Origin of the sequence: Alloyangia pacifica (assembly GCF_020524285.1) — a bacterium.
GTDB lineage: Bacteria > Pseudomonadota > Alphaproteobacteria > Rhodobacterales > Rhodobacteraceae > Salipiger > Salipiger pacificus_B.
Window position 1 is genome coordinate 89,729 of sequence record NZ_JAIVKX010000016.1, and the last position, 20,630, is coordinate 110,358.

Consider the following 20,630-nt stretch of genomic DNA (forward strand, 5'->3'; position numbering starts at 1 on the left):
GGAAGCATGGGTCAGGAACGAAACGCGGTTCGCCTGCTTGTCACGCTAGAGGACATCGATCCGCCTATCTGGAGGCGGCTGGTCCTTCCGTCAACCTGGACGCTCGATCGCCTGCATCTCGTTCTTCAAGCTGCGTTCAGCTGGACCGACAGCCATCTGCATGAGTTCCACATCGGCGGACTCCGCTACGGCAATCCGGAGATCCTCGACATCGGTTTCGGCAACGCAACGACTTTCGACTACCGGACCGTGCGCATGGCGGATTTCATCGATCGCGACATCGCCTTCACCTATGTCTATGACTTTGGCGACAACTGGCGGCACCGCGTCGTCCTCGAGGATATCTTGGTCCTCGACCCCCTGCCCCGCCATGCGGAATGCCTCGAAGGCGCGCGGGCAGGACCACCAGATGACGTCGGTGGTCCTTGGTCTTACCCTGAGTTTATCGAAACCCTGCAAGACGCCGAGCACCAGGATCACGCGAGCAACCTGCGTTGGGCCGGGGGGCATTTCGATCCAGAGTGGTTCGACCTCGCGCTGATCAACAAGGACATCCGGAACACCTTCCGCGCCAATGTTCGCAGGCGCTGGCATCAGCCCAAGCCCTTGATTGGCAAGAGCTCGAAGCGTGGCGATTGACTTACCGTAGTCGGCCCGCGCCCGTCAGCATTGCCACTTTGACGCGCTATGTAAGGTCATCGTTCAAAGTCACACTCAGCCCCTCAAGCACATCACGGAGTGACCGGACGCACTCGAGCCCGATCGCCGGGTCAGCCGTCAAGCACTGGTCAATGCTACGGTCGTAGACCGCTATGCAACGACCTCGGGTAAGACGCGAAAGGTACATGATGCCGTCTAGCTCTGGAAATTCCGCGTGAAGCGCATCTGAAAACTCTTGCCCGGTCAGATGAGCCTTGGCCCCGGCTGCATCTGTATCGAGGCCAATGCGCAGCGGGCCAACGCTCGTCAAATCAAGAAGGTTCAATGCCTTCTTGCTGTGAACTTCCGCGATTGCCCAATTCAGCACCTCGGAGAGGTTTAAGATCCGGTCAGCAACGGGAATTGCTTCAAACCGGTCGCGAATGATCGTCTCGGCAAGCGATGTTTCAATCTGCTGCCCCACGTAGATGACCTTGAAGGCCCGAGTTCTGGAAGACCAGCGCGACGCGCCGAAACCACGTCCCAACGGCGTTTTCATATGCGCTGCCGGCATAATCCTGAGCCAACGTGTTAGTCTGATGGAGACCGTCAGATCTGCGACAACGGCAGAGTCGAAGTGCATTTAGCCGATGCTCCGCTCCGCTGCCGCGAAGACCGCAGTTTCTTCCCCCTTTGACAATGCGGCGATGGGCGGCTCGGCATTGAAGTCCAGGTGCGGCGTTGTCAGCCAACTCCAGGCCAGGCTTGCTGACCCATGTGCAATATCGAGGACACGGCCAATCCCCGCCATCGGCCTCCCCTCAACAAACTGAGCCATGGGAATGACGTGGGCAGCCTTGCCCTTTGGGATCGCGATGATCTCCCCCTTGGTTCGCCAGTTGTCGAGCGTAGAGCGCCGGACCCCCAAGGCTTCCGCCGCCTTGGAGGGCCCCATCACCTCGCCCGCCCAAGCTTCGAGGGGCAGTTTGACAGCGCGCTCCTGCAGCAAAGCAATGCCGTCCTTCGAAGAAACTATTGCCGACAGCCCTTGGCCAGCGAGAGTGGCCTCCCCAGCTTCGTCGGACCCACGTTTCGAGCGCGGCGACTTCATTCGAACTTGCGCTTTGCGGCCTCGCGCGACCCGAAGATCGATGCCCTGCGCCGCGAGCACAGCTTTCGCGGCGGCGGTCATGACATCCGCAACCCGGCTCAGCGTCTCTTGGTCGACTGAGCCATCGTCCTGCATGAAAGCTTGAGCCAGAGCTTCCTGGTCAACCGTGACGACATCTCTCTTGTGAATTGACATGGCGGCCTCCTAGTTGCCCAGAGATATAGTCCAATATGTCCATTTTGTCTATCCACGTAGAGATAAACGCTGAACTCTGGCAAAACCGCCTCATTCACCAGAACGACAATAAAGCATGGGCTCAGCGCTGTGTCGCCGATGTCACGGCCCAAGGGCTTTCCTCGCAGAGCGCACGCCCCGAGGTCGCCCGGCGCGCGATCCCGCCTACACTCACCGACAATTCCGCCCCTCAGGAGAGACTGCGATGCCCACCGGTACTGTCAAATGGTTCAATTCTGAAAAAGGTTATGGGTTTATCGCGCCCGATGACGGGGGCAAAGACGTCTTCGTCCACATCAGCGCGGTCGAGCGTTCCGGGCTGACCGGCCTCAATGATAGCCAGAAGGTCTCCTATGACCTGCGAGAGGGCCGCGATGGCCGCCAGATGGCGGCGGACCTCGCCCTCGCTTGAATCTGCCTTTCCCTGCCTGCGCAGGCCAGAAAGCTAATTTTCGGACTGGCATGCGCAGGCTACTCGACGCCTCTCGGAAGGTGTTGGCATGACACCCCATCGTCGGCATCGACACATCCCCGAAACCCGCGCAACATGGCCAAGAGCGCGGCTCGGCACATGATCTCCGGGCGATCCTTGCACCCGTTGCCCGAGAACCTCTTGCGACCGCGCCGCGCTCACCCTCGGGCACCAGCCCGAGCCTGGCTGCCCGATGCCGGCAACCTGGGCGAAAGACTCTCCGTCATTCCACCGCACGGCGCTCTCGCGCGCTTGGGGCCGCGGGCCGCCGCCGGTTGACAGATATCCGGCGACCGATAGGGTGCAGGGCATGAGGTAACGTCCTCACCCGTCATGGGAATGAATGTCCGGGAACGGCCCGGCCCTTGCAGGAGGGCTGAAAGTGCCGCTCAAACCAAATCTGAAATTCCTTAGTGACGCGGCCAATCTGTCGGACGGCAATGCCACCTGCCAGCCGCGCTACGGGAGCCGAGTGTCGGCGCTCGCTGTACAAACTACTGCCACCTTTGCAACCGGCATCGCTGCTTCTGCAAAGGGGCCTTTCGGTCCTGTTGCCGTGCCGAGATCACAATGACCGACACCACCCTCACCACAGATGTCCCGGCGCAGCCGACACAGGCTTTGCACTCGACACCGATGCTGCGCTGGTTCACGGCCTCCGCCGCGCTGACGGTGCCCCAAGCTACCGCGCCCGTCGCATTCTCCCTCGTTGCCTTGTCCATCCTGGGGGACGCGCGCCTCGGCGCGGCAATGGTACTCGCCATGACGCTGGCGCAGGTCGTCGGGGCGATCCCGATCACCCGGATGGGCCGCGGCAAGCCCATCGCATCCTTCCTGCGCATGCTGGTTCTCTTGCGCAGCGCAGCCCTTGCCGGGATCGTCTTTGGGCTCTATGCCGGGGCCCCCTTTGTCGCCCTCATCGCGCTTGCCGCTCTGGCTGGGCTGGTCAATGGCGCGACCTACGGCTATCTGCGCGCCCTGCTCAATACGCTGACATCGGCATCCCGGATGCCGCGAGCCTTGGGCGTTGCGGCAACGCTGAATGAAGTCACCTTCGTATTGGGCCCGGTGCTGGCCTCCGGGCTCGGGGCCGTCTCGCCGGCCCTGGCTGTTGCCGCGATGGCGGTTCTGGGCGGACTGCCCGCGCTGGTGATCTCAGGCGATGCGAGCATGCCCGCTGCACCTGAAACCCACATGACCGGCCGCCTGGTCACCCCGGAAATCCTGCTCTGGCTCACCTGCGCGGCGGCCGGGGGCGCGACCATCGCCGCCATCGAGATCGGCGCGGTCGCGCTCGCGCTGCAGTTTGGCTTTGACCCGGCGATGGCCATCCTGTTCACCGTGCCGCTCTGCGTGGCCTCGGTCCTGGGCGGCATCTGGATCAGCATCCGCAATCGGGCCTCTTCGCCCCGCGCTGTCGTTGTGCAGCTGGCGCTGTTTTCTCTCGGCATCGGAATGACAGCCCTTTCGGGCTCTTTGGTACCGACAATCCTGGGGGCAGTTCTAGCCGGCCTGATGCTCGCCCCTCTGGGCACGCATTACGCCTTGGTGCTCGACGCGCTCGCGCCGCCGCATCGCCGCGCCGAACTTTTTGCCCTCTTGCGCACGGCAAATGCGGGCGGTGTCATTGTGACCAGCGCACTCCTGACCCTTTTGCCACTGAACATGGCTCTCTCGGCCGTTGCGGTATGCATGGTCGTCACGACCGGCGTGGTCGCGCTCAGGACGGTCCGGCCAGAGGCGGGTTGAGCGGGGCAGAGCACGCGTTTTCTACGTGCGCCCGCCTGTTGTCCGAGACATCAGTCGGGGCGTCAGGCAAACATGGCGAGTTGCTGGGGCTCGACCCAGTAACCGCGCCGACGCTTCGCCACCTCGAGGGTGATCAGCGCGGTGATCGCCTGCTCCCTATCCGCGAACCAGTCCATCCGGGTCTGGCAACTCAAGCCGACGAGACCCCACTCCTGATGAAGGCTCCACTCGCCAAAGAGGTTCGGAAGGATTTCCATCCGGCAGAAATAGACCCCGGCCCCAGGGCGACGTTTCTCGAGATAGGTGCGCATAGCTCTGGTTAGGTACTTGCAGGACAGATCGGCAACCAGGTCTGCCTAGATCCCTGCTTGGTCCTTTGTGTTTTCAATACTGTCCCGCGCAACGGTAGCTGCGTGACGGGCAGCTTGCCGGTCTGACGTTGGATATATCCCGAAAAGCGCCGTCGCAAGCGGGGTTCGGTGCCACCACGTTGCTGTTCTTGAGACTTCACGAAATCCCGACCAGCGCATGCTAGAGGAAAAATCGTTCAGGTTCTGCCTTCGCTGAGCACGCCGAGAGGCCTCGGCTCGAAGGCCATCCATAAATGACAGTCCAAGCGATGCACAATTTCTGGCCCATCGGCAGTTCACCGCTGAGTTGTGTCATTTAAGTCGACAACATGTTTAACGCGACTCCCAATTATGCAAGCCTCCGCCACGCCACTCGGCACATCAAAGGCCCTGAAGTGAAAGGCAAAAGTATGAGAGAGTTTTCCCCGGTGATCCCGATTGCAGAGCTGAAGCCGACCCTTGAGGCCGGAGGGAAAATTGAGGTCGAATGCGTGGAGGAGCCTACGCGCGTGAGCAACCAGTACCAGGCGGTCTGGAAGTTCTACGCGGTAGCCGAAAATGGAGGGCAGCAGCACCGACTCCTGGTCGTGCATGGCAGAGACGTCAAGCCAAGAACCATCCGAACCCTGACGGGTCTTCTTTCGTTCGCCATGGATCTTGGGGTCTCGCCGATATCCATTCCACGCCATGCTGGGGAACGTGCCGTGTGGGAGCCCTATAGGGGAGCAGCCTGATCCACGCTAAGCCACTGTCACAGTTGATAGGATGCTCGGCGAACCCAAAGATATGATTGCAGTCATGGCGATCAATCTCCGGTTCTCCGAAGGAAGCGTGGTGACGGGAGGCCGGGCGCTATCGCGGCCGAAACAAGGTGACGACGGGCGTTGCCGAATTGGCCCGCGTCACCCTCGTGACCCAGTCATCGGCTTCCAGCTCTATCTCTGCCTCTTCCAGAACTCCGGGATGAGGCGCGACCCGGGCTGGCACCCCCCTCAATCCTTCACCTCGATGACCAATCGGCATCACACCGTCCGCGGCGCCGGATTTGCACCCGTTCCCAGAGCAGTAACGGCCAACCGCGCTCTGCGTCCAAGGGCGATATTGCGTGGTGGGTGGCCCGGGCCTATTTTCGGGAACGAGAACAGGAGCACTGCGAGATGTCGCCCGTTGCGTCGAAAATCCTGGCAACCATCAACGCGCCTTACAACGCGGGCGTGTCTGCGTGGGAACTCGCCAGTGTATCTCCAGTCTTGACGCAATGAAAAAGGCGTATGGTCCTACCTTCTCCTTTTTCACGGAGGTGGAAGCGGAGGCGCAGCACGCTTTCGTCGAGGAGATGCACCTCGATGCCAACGCCGTGAAAGCTGTGGCATAGCACGTCGCGACCAAGGTACCCTTCCCTATCGCACTCGCTGCGTAAACACGCCGTCTCCGCACCGTTGAGGTGGGCTCTTCGACGTAGCAATGTGCTTTGGCGGCGGTACCAAGTTGATGCTTCAGGTCGGACATCGGGAAAGCCAGGACATCGCCGTCCCAAAGCACCTGCCCTATCTGAATCCCAAGACACAAGGCTTCGAGCCAAGTCTTCCTTGAACAGCCACCTCAAGGCGAGCAAATTCACAGGTGCCGCCCAGCTCGTCGCAAAGCTCAGTCGTGGGCATCGACAAGTCCGCAAAACCCAAGCAACATGACGCTGAGCGCGACCCGGGGCATATTCTAAGGCGATCTTTGCACCCAATGCCCGGGAGGGGCCCCATTCCTCTTGCGACCGGGTCGCGCTCGACCCGCCCCGGGGGCGCTTCGACGGTCGCCGCCCCTATCGCCTAGCGTGGCCCACCTCGGCGGAACGCCCCCTATCGCTCGGGACCACGATCTTTGCGCTTGCCCCTGGCCTCAACACCGCGCTCCTGATCTCGCTCTTGCGATCGATAAGCCTCTGCACCCTTGCGCCCACCGACGCCCCTCCCCCTGCCCTCGATGTCGAGGGTCAACGCCATCTGTCCACGCTGCGTCGTGACATCGGTGAGCCTTGCGGAGAATTTGCGTGTCGCCTCGGCCAACTGGCGATCTTCGGGATCCTGCGACTGCGCGAGGATGCGCACCGCATTCCCGTAGGTCGTCATCACCCGGCTCCGCCGGGCCACCAGCGCGTCATCCCAAGGCTTTTGCGGCAGGCGACCACCATTGTCCTCGAGATCGCGCTTCACCTCCCGGGCCTTGCGCGCATCGACGAGAGGTTTCCCACCACGCTGGCGAATTTTGTAAACCGGAGTTGCCTCGCCCCGGCGCGTCGCGCCGCGCGCGTGGCGCGGTGTCGACTCCGCCTCGATCCCGCGCCGCCGCAGCGTCTCGGCAAAGGTATCGCGCAAGTGCTGCAGGTCCGGCTTGCCAAACCGCAGCTTCACCCCGTCCTCGCCGACGGTGCGCAGGGTCAGATGGACATGCGGATGATGCGTATCTGTGTGCAGCGCCATGACATAGTCATGCCGACCCTGGAATTCCTGCTCTGCCAGCATCCGCACCGCGTCCTTCACGGCCTCTGCATTGACGCTACCCGGCATGGAGAACATGATGCTGGTAGTGATCCGGGTGCGGTCCGACGCGTACCCGACGGCCCGCGCGTCATCGTGCTTCTCGAGCCATTCGCGAAACACCGACGCCACTTCTCGAGAGCCGTTGAAGGTCTCGCCCCGATCATTCTCGATCTCGATCTTGCCGTTCCGGCTGATGTAGGCGAGGTGCTCGGACACCCGCAGCGCCTCGGTCCCGCGCGAGACCTTGATCGGGTTGCCATGCTTGTCGACCCTGGCCGGCTTCGAGACTTTCACCATCACCTCGGGAGCGCCCTTCACAACGCGGGCCAGCCGAGCCTTGTCCGACCCGGAAATCGCCTGCGCCTTATCGGCCTCTCCCCGCCGCCCGCGCGCGACCTCAGCCCCGCTCTTATCACCGGGCGCTGTCCTGCCCGATGCCTTCCCGACCTGGGCACCACCCGGACTCTTCAGTGTCCGCGCGCTCCGGGGCTGGCTCCAGCAGTCCTCGAACCCGAGCTCGGGTTTGAACTCACTCATCTCTATCTCCCAGTACCTGGACCTGGTACCGCCCCGCCGCGACCGCCCTCAGCTCTTTGCGCAGGCTCGCCACTTCCGCAGTCAAAGCCCGAACCTCTTCGGCCGTGAGCGCCGCCCCTGCCCCGGTCAGCACGCCCCGGTTCAGCGCATGGGCGATCTGGTTGACGTTCACCGCCACCCCGCTGAGCTGACGAAAGGCACGCTGGAACGCCGGACGGTCATTTGGCAGCGGCTGCGGGCCGCCCCGGTAGCGCGCCCGGATCATCGACGCCGCCCAGGTCGCAACCGAGACGCGGCGCTCGCGAGCTTCCTCGTCCAGGGCATCCCGAACGTCCTTGTCGAGGCGTACCGTCACCTTGCCCTCTCGCCGGGAGCGCGACGGAAGGCGCTCCGCCGTCGGGGGCGCTTCCCCCTCCACGACATTCTCCACGAGCACGCGCAGCAAACCGGACAGGGTCAAACCGGCCTCCTCCGCGAGGGCTTCGAGCTTGGCGCGGGTGTCGGGCGTGACGCGGGTTTTGACGAGGGCTGTCTTCTGGGTCATCCGATCATTTGTGTCACATTGCCAGCGCAAGCGCTATCCTGCATTAGTCCCTACCCCAACCCAAAATGTGGCCACTGGCCACATTTTTCGCGCGCGGACCCCAAGCCCGCGCGCCCACCGAACCTGCCCGAGAATGGGCCCCCAGGGCCCAATGCGAGGACCTTTTCAGGCGCCCCCTCGAAACGAGCACCCTGCCTGACTTCCAGCGAGTCGGTCCGGCCTCCCAAAAAAGGAAACGCGCCGCCCAGGGCGACGCGTTCAAAATGAACCTCAGCTCATCGGCCCGCAAATGGTGACCGCTTGTGGTGCAAACCATCGGCCTTTCGACCACTGCAGCCAACAGGCGGCAGACCATCAAATGTGGGGGCCGATCCGCGCTTCGCGCCGGGGCAGCTCAACTCTCCTCGCGCTGTGATCATCGTCGTTTCACCCGCCGCCTATGACCGGCGCACCTCAACGAGCTCTAACTCCGACAGCGCGATCTCTTCGACTATTTCGTCCTCTCGAAAGCTCACCAAGACCGACGTGGGCGAGGACGCCGCCCGCTCGAGCAGCACCTCCCCGAGCCGGTCCCCGTGTCGCGCAACAAGCGTGACGGAGACGGACCCGCCTTCCGCCGCCTTCGGTGCCTGTGCTGAGGGTTGGGCCGTCCCGGGAAGAGAGGGTTGGTGGAGAGTTTGGTCCGACAGCTCCGGCGGCCCGCTTGGGTGATCTGTTTCGCCCACCTCGCTCAAGAGCGGGTGCACCTCCATTGCGAGACCCTGCGCCTCGACCGCCTCATGCGGCACCTCTTCGTGTTCGATGGTGGGCTGGGATGGACTCTGAGCGGCGGTTCCTAAGGAGCCAGACGCGATGCTGGATTTCAGCGCCGCGACCGACGCCCGCGAAATTTCCGTCGGGTCTGTCTCGGCGAGATAGACCCGAACCGCTTCCGCGTCATCCTTCCAAAGCGCATGCAGGTCGGACAGCGTTCGGATCGTCACGTTCTGCGCAGCTGCCGCCCGCAACTCCTCCGGCATCTGCGCGAGTGCCGCAAAACGCGAAATTGCCGCCTCGCTCCAGCCGAGCGCGTCCGCAATCGCGCTGCGCGACTGGCCTGCCGCGCGCATGGCGGCCACCGCCTCAGCGACCTCCAGCGTCGTCAGGTCCGCCCGCTGAACATTCTCCGTCAGCTGCGCCATGCGCAATTCTGCGGTCATTTCGCGGATGACCACCGGGATGGTTTTGAGCCCTGCGCGCTGCGCGGCCTGGAACCGGCGCTCTCCCATGATGATCCGATGCTTGCCGTCCTCATCCGAAGGCTGCACCGTGATCGCCTGCAGAATGCCCTGCGCCTTGATGCTCGCAGACAGGGAGGCGAGCTGCTCCTCGTCGAAATGGCGTCGCGGCTGCTCCGGATCGGCCACGATTTCCTCGAGAGGCATCTCCCGCTGCGCCGGAGGCAAAGGCGCGTTCTTGCGCATCAAGGCGCTCAGCTGTCCGCTGGCGGCGAGACGGTCCAAGGTCTCCGTCGTGCTGTTGAACTTCTTGGGAGCCATGGTCAGTCTTCCTTCTTCTTGATCGCCTGCATGAACCATTCAAAAAATGCGCCGAACTCGGCCGCGGCTTCCTTGCCGCTCCGCGTCGGTACGTCGAACACCGGGATGCCCTGCGCCTCGGCTTCCTCGTAGCCGGTGCGATTGCGGATCGCGTGCGGGATGATCAGGTTTGCGTAGGCCTCGATCACCTGGCGCAGGGTCTCGCGCTCGGTCTTCTTCACCGCGTCGAACCGCGACGGCAGAAGACCGAGAAACCCGATTTCCTTGTTGATCTGCTGCACCTGCACATAGGCGCGGAGCACCGCCTCGACGCCATCGAGCGAAAACCGCTTGAGCTCGATCGGTGCCAGCATGAAGTCCGCCGAGATGAGGGCGCCATATACCAACCCGGTGAAGGCGGGCGGCGTGTCGATGATGCAGAAATCCGCACCGCCCAATCCGCCAAGGACCTCGACCGCTGAGCGCAGGCCTACATCGTCCGAGTTGACCGGCACATCGCGGTCTCCCTCGATCAGCACCAGTTCGCCCGGTACCACGGTGAACTCTGGGGTCTTGCGGCTATCGACCATCTCCAGCGCATTGCCGATAATCCGCGCACCCTGCAGCGCGCTGGTCAGGTTTCGCTGCCCATCGAGATCGACCGCGATCACCGAATAACCGTCACGTATGAGATAATAGGCGAGTTGCGACGCAGTGGTTGTCTTGCCCACCCCGCCCTTGTTGTTTGCGATGACGATCGTCTGCACCGCCTGCTCCTTTCCTGTCGTTCCAAATGGAGCCGCAGCGCAGGGGTGCGTCGCGGGCAAATCTGGCGCAGCGCTCCGGGCAGGTGCGCCCAAGATCAGACGTCCAGCGAGGATCGGCATGCGGCAGGTTTGCAAAGGAACGATTAGGAAACCGTCCTCCCTCCGGCCTGTCATAAGCGCGGCGCCCGACATGCCGGGCGGCTGACCGGGGGCCTGGGAGCCGCGGCGAGACGAACGTCTCGGCGCGGCAAAATTTGGGACCCGGTCGCGTGACGGCGCCACTCAATGCACACGCTTAAGGAGAGCACAAACGCAAAGAGACCCGCGGATGCGGGCCCCTCTCTTTATCGGCTTGATTTCGCTTACGCCGCGACAGCTTGGCTCCGACCGGCCTCCGCCGCCGCAATCAGAAAATCCGCCGCCTTTTGCGCAGCGCTTGCTGCCCTGAAGATCGCGCGCTTGTCCTCTTTCAGCGCCTTGAGCCAGTCCTCGAGGTAAGAGGCCGCCTCCTCGATGGTCGGCTCGATGCCGATTTTCGCCCCGAGGAAGCAGCTGCCGATCTCAGCAATGAGCTCTTCGCGCGCATGGTCGGCCTTGGTCGATCCGAGCTTGAAACGGTCCAGCCGCGAGCGATGGCCTGACCAGTGGATTCCTTCATGGCAGAGGGTTGCCGCGTGCGCCTCGGGAGAAATGAATGCCGAAACCGGCGGCATCTGGATACGGTCTTCCGAGGGAATGTAGCAGGCCCGGTCGCCGCCATAGGTAATCTTTGCGCCGATCGCGGCAAAGAACGCGTCGACCTCCGGCAGGGCTTGCGTGCCAAGATCCTCCTGCACGTCGGGCACGCCATAGTAGTGGTCGGGCAGACCCTCGATTTGGTCAGCATTGAAAACCCGGTAGGCCCGGGCATAGGGAATGGTCACCTCATCGCCCGCATCGTTCTCCCGCGCAATCGTGCCGTATTTGACCACCGTGGAAGATTTCGAGCCCTTGCGCACATGCGCGCCAAGGTCCTTGGCCTGCCGGAATGTGAACCAATGCGCCGAGGTAAATCCGTTCGACTGCGCAGCCAGCCAAAGCATCAGCACGTTGATGCCGCGGTAGGGCTCGCCGCTGGAGCGCAGGGGGAACTGACCGGTCTGACCACCGCCGGACCACGGTTGCCGCCACGGCGCGGTGCCTGCCTCCATCGCGTCGATGATCTGATCGGTGACGTGCTGGTAGATGTCGAAATCGGACTTTGCCATTTGTGGCCTCCTGTCTGGTGAGGCGGTCGGGCTTGGTGCCTGCGTCCCGCCGATGGGCTCGGCCTCGCCACTCTGATTTGGCGAAAACCATGTTTTCGGCGGAACAGAGTGGGGTGGGCGAAGCCCGACCCACGGGCCTGAGCCGGACAGTCAAAGGATCGCAGACGGGGATGGTGCGGCCCGCAGGCCGAAGGCCGAGGACACGGTCCACGGCGGAGACGACGCGCAGCGCGCGGCGCTTGTCTTTTGACTTTTCGGGGCAGGTCTGTTGGCGGACAATCTATTGGATGATGCCAGGGCGGGGGTGAGCGGGCGCAGCCCGTCGATCCCCCGCCCTGACTTTCGAGATCATGCGAGGCGCGCGCCTCGCGCGGCTCTCCATCTCTATCATCCGAATGAACATTCCCGACATTCCGCTGACTATCTGACCCCGCAACAGGCCGAGCATCGCGAGGGAAGACCGTCACCCGAAGGGACGAGACTTGCCCTCTGTATCGACCATGCCGGCGCGACGCGGCCGGGCTCGTAAAGACCGGACGCATCGCACTTGGCCGGCAGGGAGATCAGGGGGCAAGGCTCGGGGAGCGCTCCGGCAACGCCGGGGCGTTCCTAGGGCCCGATCCTGGATGTCCCCGGTCGCGGGCAACTGCACGCGACAGGGGACGGCCGGGAGTTGCCTAGGCCTCCGATCCGCGTGACAAAGAATTGCCGACGGGCCACACTTTCTCTAGCTCTATATGCATGACGCCCGGCTCCGAAAACGTGACCTGCCTTGCCGCCTATCGCGCGGAGAGGACACCTGCGACCCGTCAGTTGCAGACAACAACGGATAGTAACGGGTAACAGTGGACAATAGCGCCGCTACGCCCTATGTACTTGGGCATAGAAGTTCGTGATCGACTGAAAGAGCTTCCCCGCCACCGTCAGGTGGTCCAACCGGAAGGGTGGATAGTTAAGAGGATGTCGAGTTAGCCAAGGGGTCCTCGCGGGCCCCTTCGGTGTTTCTAACGCCTGTACTTCACCATGCGGCCCTTGAGGCCCTCGGACAATACAGCCGCCAGCTTGGTCTTGGTGCCCTTTTGCGGTTGCACCGTGTGGTAAGCGCTTTCGACGAAAAGCTCCAAGTGATGCCGCGCCCCATTGTAGCGGCCCTTCTTGCGGCGGACCTTGAAGAAGGCAGTGTAGCACAGCCCGTCCTCGGCGATGAAGGACATGTTGTAAACAGCATAGTTGCGTTCGCTGGCCGTGACGTACAGGCGATGCTGATCGAGGGCGCGCATCAGGTCGGGAAGGTTATGGGAGGCCTCAAGCCGCGCCATATCGAGGACACGCGGGCGGGTGCCGTCCATGATGCGCAACAGACCGCCCGGGTGGGCCATGTCGAGATTGGTAGTCCAGCAGTGGCAGCTGTAATTAATCAGCAGGCCGATGCTTTCACCCTCGGGCAGGATCCAGCGTTCGACATGCGGGGCGAGGTGCTGGACCTCGATCTCCTCCGCGTCGATGTGGACGAGACCCAAATCCGCGCATGGAGCCCCATCCCGGGTCAGCAGTTCTCCGGCGGGTGAAAGGTAATATGATCTCATGCGATGGACGTACCACCAGCGGCAGAGAAGCCGCCAGCGCGATTTACGCAAATGCTGCGCAAGAGTTCGCGCCCGAAGGCGCGGTCTTGGAAGGGGACGAAGAGAGCTTCGGCGCAGAGCTGCCGTTTAGGTTTTGCGCGGCGAAGGTCGGTAGCGAGCCCTTTCGCGACGTTCGCATTGTGCCATCTTGCTCGATCTGTTTGCGACCGCAGAAAAGCTTACCAACCATGAACCCGGCGAGATCAGCCGTGCGTAGGGAGCGTTTGCAGCATGTGGCGAACTCGACCCAAACGAACCGGTTCCACGCGGTTTCGTCATGCCTAAGGACCGCGCATGTCACGCCCTCCTTCATCAGGGCAACCGAGACACATGACATCGCCTGTTGATGATCGTACTTCTTTCGGATGGGATTTTCGGTTGACCAGATCTTACCATCTCTCGAGAGCTTTGGGCTCTGGTCCTACTGGATCATAGGTCTCGCCGCGCTGCTTGAAGCGGTCTTCGTGACCGGTGTCTTTCTTCCCGGAACGCTGGTGGTCGATGCGGGCGGTATTCTCGTGCAGCAGGGTGCGCTCGACTTTTTCGACCTTGTCTGGTTCGTGGCCATTGGCTCAGTCGTCGGCGGTGAATTCAGCTATCGGCTTGGTCACCTGCTACTTCAACATGTGGCGAAGCGCAGGAAACTCGAAGACTCGGCCAGTTACAGGCGCGCTGTCCGGTTGTTCGAGCGCTACGGCGGTCTTGCGCTGGTGATGGGGCGTTTCCTCGGGCCTGTATCGGGGCTTGTGCCGCTTGCCGCCTCGGCTGCCGGGATGCCGCGACGGCGCTTTGCGCTGTGGAACGCCGTCAGCGGCGTGCCCTATGCACTTGTCCATGTCGGTTTCGGCTTTGTGATCGGGCATGTCGCCACCAGCTTTGGCCCATACGCCTCGAGGCTGGGGATCATCGCCGTGGTGGTACTGGTCGCAGTGCTGCTCTTGTGGTGGGTTGTCCTGCGGATCCTGCGCCTGCTGCCCTTCTTTATCTCTGTGCTCACCTCGGTCGCACACGCGATCCGCGACAATCCCGACGTTCGAAAATGGACAGCCAATCACCCAAAGACAGCTGCCTTTCTGGCAAGGCGGTTTGACAGGACGAGGTTTACCGGCCTGACAGCAACGGTTCTGGGCTGCGCGGCCGTTTATATTCTCTGGATCTGGTGCGGGTCGGTCTTCGACTTTCTCATGGCCGATCCCATCGTGCTGATCGACACGCGGCTGGCGAGTCTCATCCACGCCTTTTGGTCGCCGGATCTGCTGCGCCTTGCCAGCCATGTGACCGCTCTTGGCGACTGGCGGGTCATCGCCTTGCTCGGAGCAGCGGCCGCTGTACTTCTGCTGGAGCGGCGGCGACCAGACCTGTTGCTGGGTCTCGGCGTCGCGCTGGCGGGGGATCTTGTCTCGGTCTTCCTGCTCAAGCGCATTTTCCACCGCCCGCGTTCCGATCTCGGTTTCTTCACCGAGGTCTCGGGGAGCTTCCCCTCCGGCCATGCCGGGCTGTCGGTCGCCTTCTACGGATTCTTGTTCTTCATCCTTTGGCGCGTGAAGCTGCTGCGCGCGCCCGTGGCCTTGGTCGGCGCTGTCACGCTGGCGTTTTTCGTCGGGCTGAGCCGGGTCTATCTCATAGAGCACTACCTGTCTGACGTGCTGAACGGCTGGCTCGTCGGGGCGATCTGGCTACTCGCCGGCGTGGCGGCCTCTGAGTGGTGGCGCGACAGCCGGTCGGTGCCGAAACGCCCCGAGCGAAGCGCGCTCGGGCGTATCGCGGTCCTCGGTCTTGCGGTGATCTCTGTCACCGGAGCGGCATGGCAGATCGCGACCTACGACAAGGCCCGCAATGTCCCGATCCCTATGCAGGCGGACACCGAATTCGAAAGCATGGACAGGCTGATTGCGTCCGGGCATCTGCCCGGGGGGACCGAGTCCGTCGCCGGCACGGCGCTTGAGCCGATCAACGCGATGTTCCTCGCGCGCGACGTGGCGGCGGTTGAGTCCGCGCTGACCAAAGCGGAATGGGTGCGTGCGGCGGACCCAGACTTCGCGACCCTGACCCGGGCCGCGCTCGCGGCCTGGAGCAACGGAGCCGATGCAACCGCGCCGGTGACCCCCTATTTCTGGAACAACCTGCCAAACGATCTGGCTTTCCAGAAGCAGACCTCGGACGCGACCTTGCGCAAACGACACCACATCCGGCTGTGGCGCACCGATTTCGCCAATGCCGAGGGCCTGCGGCTGTTCGTTGGCGCCGCCAGCTTCGACGACGGTCTCAACTGGGGTGTCGACTGGGGCCTGCTGCACCACATCGATCCGAACGTCGATGCCGAGCGAGATGGGGTCGTGGCTGATCTCCAGGCCGCCGGGGAAGTCACCGCCAGTACAAACGTCCGGCTTTCCCAGCCTCGGCTCGGGCAGTCGGTGGCTGGTGATCCATGGTTCTCGGACGGTATCGCCGCGGTGCTGACCCTGCGCTGACGCCGGGCTCACCCGCGCTTCGGACCTCCGGCGAGCTGGCGTCGCAGCGGCAGCAGTCCGAGTACCGACACCGCTGCGAACCCCGCCCCGGCGAGGAAGGTGGCGGCGGAACCATAGGTTTCCCAGAGCGCCCCGGCCAGCAGGCTGGCGATCAGCAGGGCCACGCCGGTCACCAAGTTGAACATGCCGAAGGCGGTGCCGCGAAGCTCCTCGGGCACTGTCTCGGCGACGAGCGCCGACAGCAGGCCCTGCGTGAAGCCCATGTGCAGCCCCCAGGTCAGCAGGCCGACCGCGATCCCGGCAAGCCCCGGCGACAGCGCCAGAATAAGATCGGCCACGATGAGAAGGCCGAGCCCGCTAAGCAGCAGCCCCATCCTGCCGATCCGGTCTGACAGCACCCCCACCGGCCAGGCCGAGAGGGCGTAGGCGAGGTTCATCCCGACCAGCACCAGAGGCACCAGCATCAGCGGGGTGCCGGCGCTCTGCGCGCGCAGGATCAGGAAGGCCTCGCTGAACCGCGCGAGCGTGAAGAGCGCCGCGACGGCGACCACCCACCAGTAGACCGGACCCAGCAGCCGTAGCTCGGCCCGCGCAAGCGGATTGCGCACCTTGCGCCTTCCGGCGGGATGCGCGGGTTCCTTCACGATCCACAGGAGAAGCCCGACGGACAGGAAGGCTGGGAGGACGGCAATCCAGAACACGCTGCGGAAATCATTTGCGAACAGCCACATCAGGCCGATCGCCATGAGCGGGCCGAGAAACGCCCCCACCGTGTCGAGCGACTGGCGCAACCCAAAGGCCGCGCCGCGCATACCGGGCGGCGCGAGATCGGCGACCAGCGCATCGCGCGGCGCGCCGCGGATGCCTTTGCCCACCCTGTCAATGAACCGGGCCGCGACCACCCAGCCGAGCGAAGAGGCCAGCGGGAACACCGGCTTGGTCACCGCCGCCAGCCCGTAGCCGAGCGCAGCCAGTTCCTTGCGTCGCCCGATCCGGTCCGAGAGTGCGCCGGAAAACACCTTGGTGATCGCGGCAGTGGCTTCGGCAATCCCCTCGATGACGCCGACCGCCAGCGTCGACGCACCAAGCCCGACCGTCAGGTAGACCGGCAGCAGCGCGTGGATCATCTCGGAGGAGACATCCATCAGCAGTGACACGAAACCCAGCGCCCAGATGCCGGCGGGGAGGCGTTTCGTGACCCTCATGTCGTAATCGGTGGGCGCTGACATGGGCGTGTCCGTCTTACTGCGATGTCGCGAAGAGACACCGGGACAGTTCGCAGGCGCAAGAGTGTTTCCGCTTGGACAGCGGCGTTCCGAGTGATTTCAAAGAGGTCGCTGAACGCTTGCGAGAAGCGGGTCAGACCGCAAGCAGGAACCGCGACCCCATCCAGAGCCCCATCGCGATCATCATCAAGTTCTCGGTGAGCGATACGAACCCCAAGGGCACATTGCTCCCGCCGCCGACGCAGGCGCACTTCAGCTCTCGTTTGTCGACATAGACGGCCTTGAACACGGACACCGCTCCGACGGTACCGATGAACAGGGCCAGCGGCGCAGAGAGCCATGTCAGCGCGCCGGCGATCATCAGCACTCCGGCGAGGGTTTCGGCGAATGGGTAGAGGTAGCCGTATCTGACCCATCGGCGGGCAAGCAGGTCGTAGTTCAGGAACATCGTGGAGAACCCCTCCACGTCCTGCAGCTTCTGAATGCCGAGCAAGGTCATCGAGATCGCGATGAACCACTCGAGGACGCGGACACTCAGGACGGTTCCGAGCGCCGCCCAGCCGACCGCCAGCGCCATCAGGAAGGCAACGCCGAAGATCGCGATCACCGGCGTGTAAGTCGTCTCGCCTTCCGCGCGCAGGGGCCTGCCAAAATATTTGCGCAGGGCGTCGTAGCCCCCGATCCGCTCATTGTCGATCCAAGCCTGCGGCGTGGTCTCGACCTCATGCCGCTGCTTGAAGCGCTCGGTCTCGTCGTGGGTCTCAAGAAGGTGATCCTCGACCTCGAACCCCTCTCGTTCCAGCAGGTCCTTCGACTTCAGGCCGAAGGGACAAAGATGGCCGGGCATGGCCATTCTGTAGAGCTGCGCTGTCTTTTGCTGAGCATCAAGGGGCATTGGTCTCCTCCGGCGGATAGGGCTCCTAATCCCTCAACGACCTTCCAGCGCGGGAGGGTTCCGAAAAGGACCGGAAAAGCGCTCGCAGAGACTTGGCGAGGATAGATTTTGCATCAGGTGCAGGGCCGGAAGACAACAGGAGGCTCTCATGATCCCGACTTGGTTGCACTGGATTTCAGTCCTTTCGCTTCTTGCAGGGGCTCTCTCGGCCCTCGTCATCGCCATCGACGAAAAGCGCGACCCGCAGCACATGTGGATCATGAACATCGTCTGGCCGGCGGTCGCGCTCTTTGCCCACGTCTTGGCGCTCTGGGGCTATTTCACCTACGGCAAGCTTGCCGCGCACAGCCGCGCGCATCCGGCGATGGAGCGTGGAGAAGAGATGCCGAGCAAGACGCAGACGCCGTTCCCCGCGATGGTCGCCAAGGGCGCTGCGCATTGCGGAAGCGGATGCGCGCTGGGGGACATCATCGCCGAGTGGCTGGCCTTTGCCGTGCCGGCGAACGCGGTCTGGTTCGGCTGGCAAAGCCTGTTTGCCGAGAAGATTTTCGCGGTCTGGATCCTCGACTTCATCCTCGCCTTCCTGTTCGGCGTGGCCTTCCAGTATTTCACCATCAAGCCGATGCGCGATCTCTCGCCCGTGCAGGGCCTCGTTCAGGCGGTGAAGGCGGACGCGCTTTCGCTGACCGCCTGGCAGGTGGGCATGTATGGCTTCATGGCCGTGGCGCATTTCTGGATCTTCAAGCACGTTCTGGGCGTGAAGCTCGAAGTCCCGACGCCGGAGTTCTGGTTCATGATGCAGATCGCCATGCTCTGCGGCTTCGCCACCTCCTACCCGGTGAACTGGTGGCTCATTCGCAAAGGCGTGAAGGAAAAGATGTGAGCGCGCGGAGCCCCGGCCATTGACCTTCCAGCGCGGGAACCTCCCATTTCTTTGGTCATCACACACTCGAAGGAGCTGAACATGAGCACCTACAAAGTCGAAGATATGAGCTGCGGCCACTGCGTCGCGACGATCGAAGAGACCGTCAAGATGGCCGACCCTGCCGCCGATGCCGCCTGCGATCTGCCGTCGAAGACGGTTGCGATCACTGGCGCGCAGAACGAGGCCCTGATCCTGCAGGCGCTTCGTGATGCAGGCTATCCGGCTGTGCAGGCTTGATGGCTCGAGGGTAATTCAAACGTGCCGGGACCGCCGAAGTCGGTCTCGGCACGCGCTGTCAGCCCGCCAGCAGCTTTTTGCGGGCGGTATACTCCTCCGGTTCGATCTCACCGCGGGCGAGGCGCATATCGAGTTCTGCGAGGGCGCTCTGCCGGCTACGCGTGGCGCTGCCCTGCTCGTGCTGTCGGAAAAACCAGATCACGCCGACCACTACCAGCCCCAGAACGATAAGCCACAGGATCGGGCCAAAAATCATGGTCACGCCGTGGCCGTACCCCCAGTCCATCATGTGGCCGTATTCGTCCGGATCCGCCAGCGCGGGTGTGGCCAAGGTCATAATTGCGAACGCAAGACGTTTCATCATGTCCTCCTTTCGGGAAATGACATGGCCGCAGGCTGATCCTTTGGCGGGGAAACCGCATTGATCGACCGCAAGTCAGAGATCACATTCCAAGTTTGGAACGCAAAGTTCCCCAAATGCATTCCTTCTGCGAACGGCTGCCATCACAGCGAAAAGGAGACCAGACCATGAGCTATACCATCGACAGAACCATCCCCGATGCCACCCTCGCAGAGGTCGACACGCGCACCCGTGAGGCGCTCAAGGCACAGGGGTTCGGCGTGCTCACCGAGATCGACGTTCAGGCCACCATGAAGAAGAAGCTGGATGAGGACATGCCCGGCTACCTGATCCTCGGCGCGTGCAACCCGAAGATGGCGCATGCGGCGATCGGGCTCGAGCCGAAGGTGGGGGCGATGTTGCCGTGCAATGTCATCTTGCGTCAGGTCGGCTCCGACGTAGAGGTGAGCGCGGTCGATCCGCAGGCGTCCATGTCCGCGATCGACAATCCCGAACTGCTCGGCGTCGCCGGAGAGGTGCGCGCGATGCTCGAGAAGGCGCTCGCAGCAATTTAAATTTGTGAAAGCAATTGGCTTGGGATCACGCGGCCTGTCGCGTTAGGGTCCTTCAGGCTTCTGGGCGGCCTCCGCCATGCCCAAGCGACTGGGATAAAGAACGACTGAGATAAAGAGACCGGGCCAGCGAGCCCGGTCCGCCAACGAGGAGACAGGATGAAGACCCAAGTACTTGCTGCGATGATCGCCGTCACCGCCGCCGGCGCGGCGCTTGCCCATGGTGGCGTAGAGAACGAAACCGTCCTTGCCCGCATGGAGGGGATGAAGACACTCAGCACCCAGCTCAAGATCTTGGGTGCGATGGCCAAGGGCCAGCAGGCGTTCGATGCGGCAGCCGCGCAGGCCGCGCTGGACCGTCTGAGCGAGGAGGCCGCGCAGATCCTGGCCCATTTCGAGGAAGAGGTGATCGTTGAGAAGTCCGAGGCCCGTCCCGCGATCTGGCAAAGCTGGGAGGATTTTGCGGCCAAGGCTGACGATCTGCATCAGCGGTCCGCTGCTCTGGAAGTGGCACAGCCCGGCGATCTCGGCCCCGCGCTGCGTGACCTCGGCGGGGCCTGCAAGGCCTGCCACGCGGACTACCGCGAGTAGGGCCTCTTGCGGTTAGGATCGGCGGGTCGAGGGAATTTCTTGACCTT

21 protein-coding genes are annotated in these 20,630 nt (G+C 63.1%); 9 read left to right on the forward strand and 12 right to left on the reverse strand.

Features of this window, described 5'->3' with window-relative positions; translation table 11 throughout:
- Nucleotides 1–6 precede the first annotated feature (6 nt).
- The gene (locus LC039_RS20150) at nt 7–639 is read left to right on the forward strand and encodes a plasmid pRiA4b ORF-3 family protein (protein WP_226627774.1); all 633 of its coding nucleotides are present in this window, start codon (nt 7–9) and stop codon (nt 637–639) included.
- 46 nt (nt 640–685) lie between these two features.
- On the opposite strand, the gene LC039_RS20155 is transcribed toward LC039_RS20150, so the two are convergent.
- Together LC039_RS20155 and LC039_RS20160 are read right to left on the reverse strand one after the other, a co-directional pair.
- Nucleotides 686–1,198 carry an RES family NAD+ phosphorylase gene (locus tag LC039_RS20155; RefSeq protein ID WP_226627776.1) on the reverse strand — a complete coding sequence of 171 codons (513 nt, stop codon included), beginning with the start codon at nt 1,196–1,198 and terminating at the stop codon, nt 686–688.
- Between the two features lie 84 nt (nt 1,199–1,282).
- Nucleotides 1,283–1,945 (reverse strand): hypothetical protein, encoded by a 663-nt coding sequence (locus tag LC039_RS20160; protein ID WP_226627778.1) that lies wholly within the window; start codon nt 1,943–1,945, stop codon nt 1,283–1,285.
- Nucleotides 1,946–2,189: 244 nt separating this feature from the next.
- Between LC039_RS20160 and LC039_RS20165 the strand changes: the two genes are divergently transcribed.
- Both LC039_RS20165 and LC039_RS20170 read left to right on the forward strand, forming a co-directional pair.
- Complete coding sequence (locus tag LC039_RS20165; protein WP_226627779.1) at nt 2,190–2,396, forward strand: cold-shock protein; 207 nt, start codon at nt 2,190–2,192, stop codon at nt 2,394–2,396.
- Between the two features lie 630 nt (nt 2,397–3,026).
- Complete coding sequence (locus LC039_RS20170) at nt 3,027–4,205, forward strand: MFS transporter (protein WP_226627781.1); 1,179 nt, start codon at nt 3,027–3,029, stop codon at nt 4,203–4,205.
- A 62-nt stretch (nt 4,206–4,267) separates the two neighbouring features.
- Here the strand turns inward: LC039_RS20170 and LC039_RS20175 are convergent, their stop codons facing one another.
- Entirely contained in the window at nt 4,268–4,516 is a 249-nt protein-coding gene (locus tag LC039_RS20175; RefSeq protein WP_226627783.1) for a WGR domain-containing protein, read from the reverse strand.
- Nucleotides 4,517–4,965: 449 nt separating this feature from the next.
- On the opposite strand from LC039_RS20175, the gene LC039_RS20180 reads away from it, so the two are divergent.
- On the forward strand, nt 4,966–5,289 hold the full coding sequence (locus tag LC039_RS20180; RefSeq protein ID WP_226627784.1) for a hypothetical protein: 324 nt from the start codon (nt 4,966–4,968) through the stop codon (nt 5,287–5,289).
- A gap of 1,119 nt (nt 5,290–6,408) precedes the next feature.
- On the opposite strand, the gene LC039_RS20185 is transcribed toward LC039_RS20180, so the two are convergent.
- The 6 genes from LC039_RS20185 to LC039_RS20210 form a co-directional block, all read right to left on the reverse strand.
- A complete protein-coding gene (locus LC039_RS20185) occupies nt 6,409–7,626 on the reverse strand; it encodes a relaxase/mobilization nuclease domain-containing protein (protein ID WP_226627786.1) in 1,218 nt (405 codons plus the stop codon).
- On the reverse strand, nt 7,619–8,170 hold the full coding sequence (locus LC039_RS20190; RefSeq protein WP_226627788.1) for a plasmid mobilization protein: 552 nt from the start codon (nt 8,168–8,170) through the stop codon (nt 7,619–7,621). The genes LC039_RS20185 and LC039_RS20190 overlap by 8 nt, the downstream gene beginning before the upstream one ends.
- A 437-nt stretch (nt 8,171–8,607) precedes the next feature.
- Nucleotides 8,608–9,708: a ParB/RepB/Spo0J family partition protein gene (locus LC039_RS20195; RefSeq protein ID WP_226627790.1), complete on the reverse strand. Its 1,101-nt coding sequence runs from the start codon at nt 9,706–9,708 to the stop codon at nt 8,608–8,610.
- A gap of 2 nt (nt 9,709–9,710) precedes the next feature.
- Entirely contained in the window at nt 9,711–10,454 is a 744-nt protein-coding gene (locus tag LC039_RS20200) for a ParA family protein (protein WP_226627792.1), read from the reverse strand.
- A gap of 362 nt (nt 10,455–10,816) precedes the next feature.
- Nucleotides 10,817–11,701, reverse strand: coding sequence for an ArdC family protein (locus LC039_RS20205; RefSeq protein ID WP_226627794.1), 885 nt, complete (start codon nt 11,699–11,701; stop codon nt 10,817–10,819).
- 1,004 nt (nt 11,702–12,705) lie between these two features.
- Nucleotides 12,706–13,221 (reverse strand): hypothetical protein, encoded by a 516-nt coding sequence (locus LC039_RS20210; RefSeq protein WP_226627796.1) that lies wholly within the window; start codon nt 13,219–13,221, stop codon nt 12,706–12,708.
- A gap of 470 nt (nt 13,222–13,691) precedes the next feature.
- On the opposite strand from LC039_RS20210, the gene LC039_RS20215 reads away from it, so the two are divergent.
- Nucleotides 13,692–15,797, forward strand: a complete 2,106-nt coding sequence (locus LC039_RS20215; RefSeq protein WP_226627798.1) for an LssY C-terminal domain-containing protein — start codon at nt 13,692–13,694, stop codon at nt 15,795–15,797.
- An 8-nt stretch (nt 15,798–15,805) separates the two neighbouring features.
- On the opposite strand, the gene LC039_RS20220 is transcribed toward LC039_RS20215, so the two are convergent.
- Together LC039_RS20220 and LC039_RS20225 are read right to left on the reverse strand one after the other, a co-directional pair.
- Nucleotides 15,806–17,026 (reverse strand): MFS transporter, encoded by a 1,221-nt coding sequence (locus LC039_RS20220; protein WP_226627800.1) that lies wholly within the window; start codon nt 17,024–17,026, stop codon nt 15,806–15,808.
- Between the two features lie 130 nt (nt 17,027–17,156).
- Entirely contained in the window at nt 17,157–17,918 is a 762-nt protein-coding gene (locus LC039_RS20225) for a glutaredoxin family protein (protein WP_226627802.1), read from the reverse strand.
- A 148-nt stretch (nt 17,919–18,066) separates the two neighbouring features.
- Here LC039_RS20225 and LC039_RS20230 point away from each other — a divergent pair, with 148 nt between their 5' ends.
- Both LC039_RS20230 and LC039_RS20235 read left to right on the forward strand, forming a co-directional pair.
- A complete protein-coding gene (locus LC039_RS20230; RefSeq protein WP_226627804.1) occupies nt 18,067–18,801 on the forward strand; it encodes a DUF4396 domain-containing protein in 735 nt (244 codons plus the stop codon).
- An 81-nt stretch (nt 18,802–18,882) separates the two neighbouring features.
- Complete coding sequence (locus tag LC039_RS20235; protein ID WP_226627806.1) at nt 18,883–19,080, forward strand: heavy-metal-associated domain-containing protein; 198 nt, start codon at nt 18,883–18,885, stop codon at nt 19,078–19,080.
- 58 nt (nt 19,081–19,138) lie between these two features.
- Here the strand turns inward: LC039_RS20235 and LC039_RS20240 are convergent, their stop codons facing one another.
- Entirely contained in the window at nt 19,139–19,441 is a 303-nt protein-coding gene (locus LC039_RS20240; protein WP_226627808.1) for an SHOCT domain-containing protein, read from the reverse strand.
- Between the two features lie 167 nt (nt 19,442–19,608).
- Here LC039_RS20240 and LC039_RS20245 point away from each other — a divergent pair, with 167 nt between their 5' ends.
- Entirely contained in the window at nt 19,609–19,995 is a 387-nt protein-coding gene (locus LC039_RS20245) for a DUF302 domain-containing protein (protein ID WP_226627809.1), read from the forward strand.
- 156 nt (nt 19,996–20,151) lie between these two features.
- Entirely contained in the window at nt 20,152–20,583 is a 432-nt protein-coding gene (locus LC039_RS20250) for a c-type cytochrome (RefSeq protein ID WP_226627811.1), read from the forward strand.
- Nucleotides 20,584–20,630: the final 47 nt, after the last annotated feature.

Bases quoted from the DNA above. Each gene is read 5' to 3' on its own strand.
- LC039_RS20150 (WP_226627774.1), top strand. From the start codon at position 7: ATGGGTCAGGAACGAAACGCGGTTCGCCTGCTTGTCACGCTAGAGGAC.
- LC039_RS20155 (WP_226627776.1), bottom strand. From the start codon at position 1,198: ATGAAAACGCCGTTGGGACGTGGTTTCGGCGCGTCGCGCTGGTCTTCC.
- LC039_RS20160 (WP_226627778.1), bottom strand. From the start codon at position 1,945: ATGTCAATTCACAAGAGAGATGTCGTCACGGTTGACCAGGAAGCTCTG.
- LC039_RS20165 (WP_226627779.1), top strand. From the start codon at position 2,190: ATGCCCACCGGTACTGTCAAATGGTTCAATTCTGAAAAAGGTTATGGG.
- LC039_RS20170 (WP_226627781.1), top strand. From the start codon at position 3,027: ATGACCGACACCACCCTCACCACAGATGTCCCGGCGCAGCCGACACAG.
- LC039_RS20175 (WP_226627783.1), bottom strand. From the start codon at position 4,516: ATGCGCACCTATCTCGAGAAACGTCGCCCTGGGGCCGGGGTCTATTTC.
- LC039_RS20180 (WP_226627784.1), top strand. From the start codon at position 4,966: ATGAGAGAGTTTTCCCCGGTGATCCCGATTGCAGAGCTGAAGCCGACC.
- LC039_RS20185 (WP_226627786.1), bottom strand. From the start codon at position 7,626: ATGAGTGAGTTCAAACCCGAGCTCGGGTTCGAGGACTGCTGGAGCCAG.
- LC039_RS20190 (WP_226627788.1), bottom strand. From the start codon at position 8,170: ATGACCCAGAAGACAGCCCTCGTCAAAACCCGCGTCACGCCCGACACC.
- LC039_RS20195 (WP_226627790.1), bottom strand. From the start codon at position 9,708: ATGGCTCCCAAGAAGTTCAACAGCACGACGGAGACCTTGGACCGTCTC.
- LC039_RS20205 (WP_226627794.1), bottom strand. From the start codon at position 11,701: ATGGCAAAGTCCGATTTCGACATCTACCAGCACGTCACCGATCAGATC.
- LC039_RS20215 (WP_226627798.1), top strand. From the start codon at position 13,692: ATGGGATTTTCGGTTGACCAGATCTTACCATCTCTCGAGAGCTTTGGG.
- LC039_RS20220 (WP_226627800.1), bottom strand. From the start codon at position 17,026: ATGTCAGCGCCCACCGATTACGACATGAGGGTCACGAAACGCCTCCCC.
- LC039_RS20225 (WP_226627802.1), bottom strand. From the start codon at position 17,918: ATGCCCCTTGATGCTCAGCAAAAGACAGCGCAGCTCTACAGAATGGCC.
- LC039_RS20230 (WP_226627804.1), top strand. From the start codon at position 18,067: ATGATCCCGACTTGGTTGCACTGGATTTCAGTCCTTTCGCTTCTTGCA.
- LC039_RS20235 (WP_226627806.1), top strand. From the start codon at position 18,883: ATGAGCACCTACAAAGTCGAAGATATGAGCTGCGGCCACTGCGTCGCG.
- LC039_RS20240 (WP_226627808.1), bottom strand. From the start codon at position 19,441: ATGAAACGTCTTGCGTTCGCAATTATGACCTTGGCCACACCCGCGCTG.
- LC039_RS20245 (WP_226627809.1), top strand. From the start codon at position 19,609: ATGAGCTATACCATCGACAGAACCATCCCCGATGCCACCCTCGCAGAG.
- LC039_RS20250 (WP_226627811.1), top strand. From the start codon at position 20,152: ATGAAGACCCAAGTACTTGCTGCGATGATCGCCGTCACCGCCGCCGGC.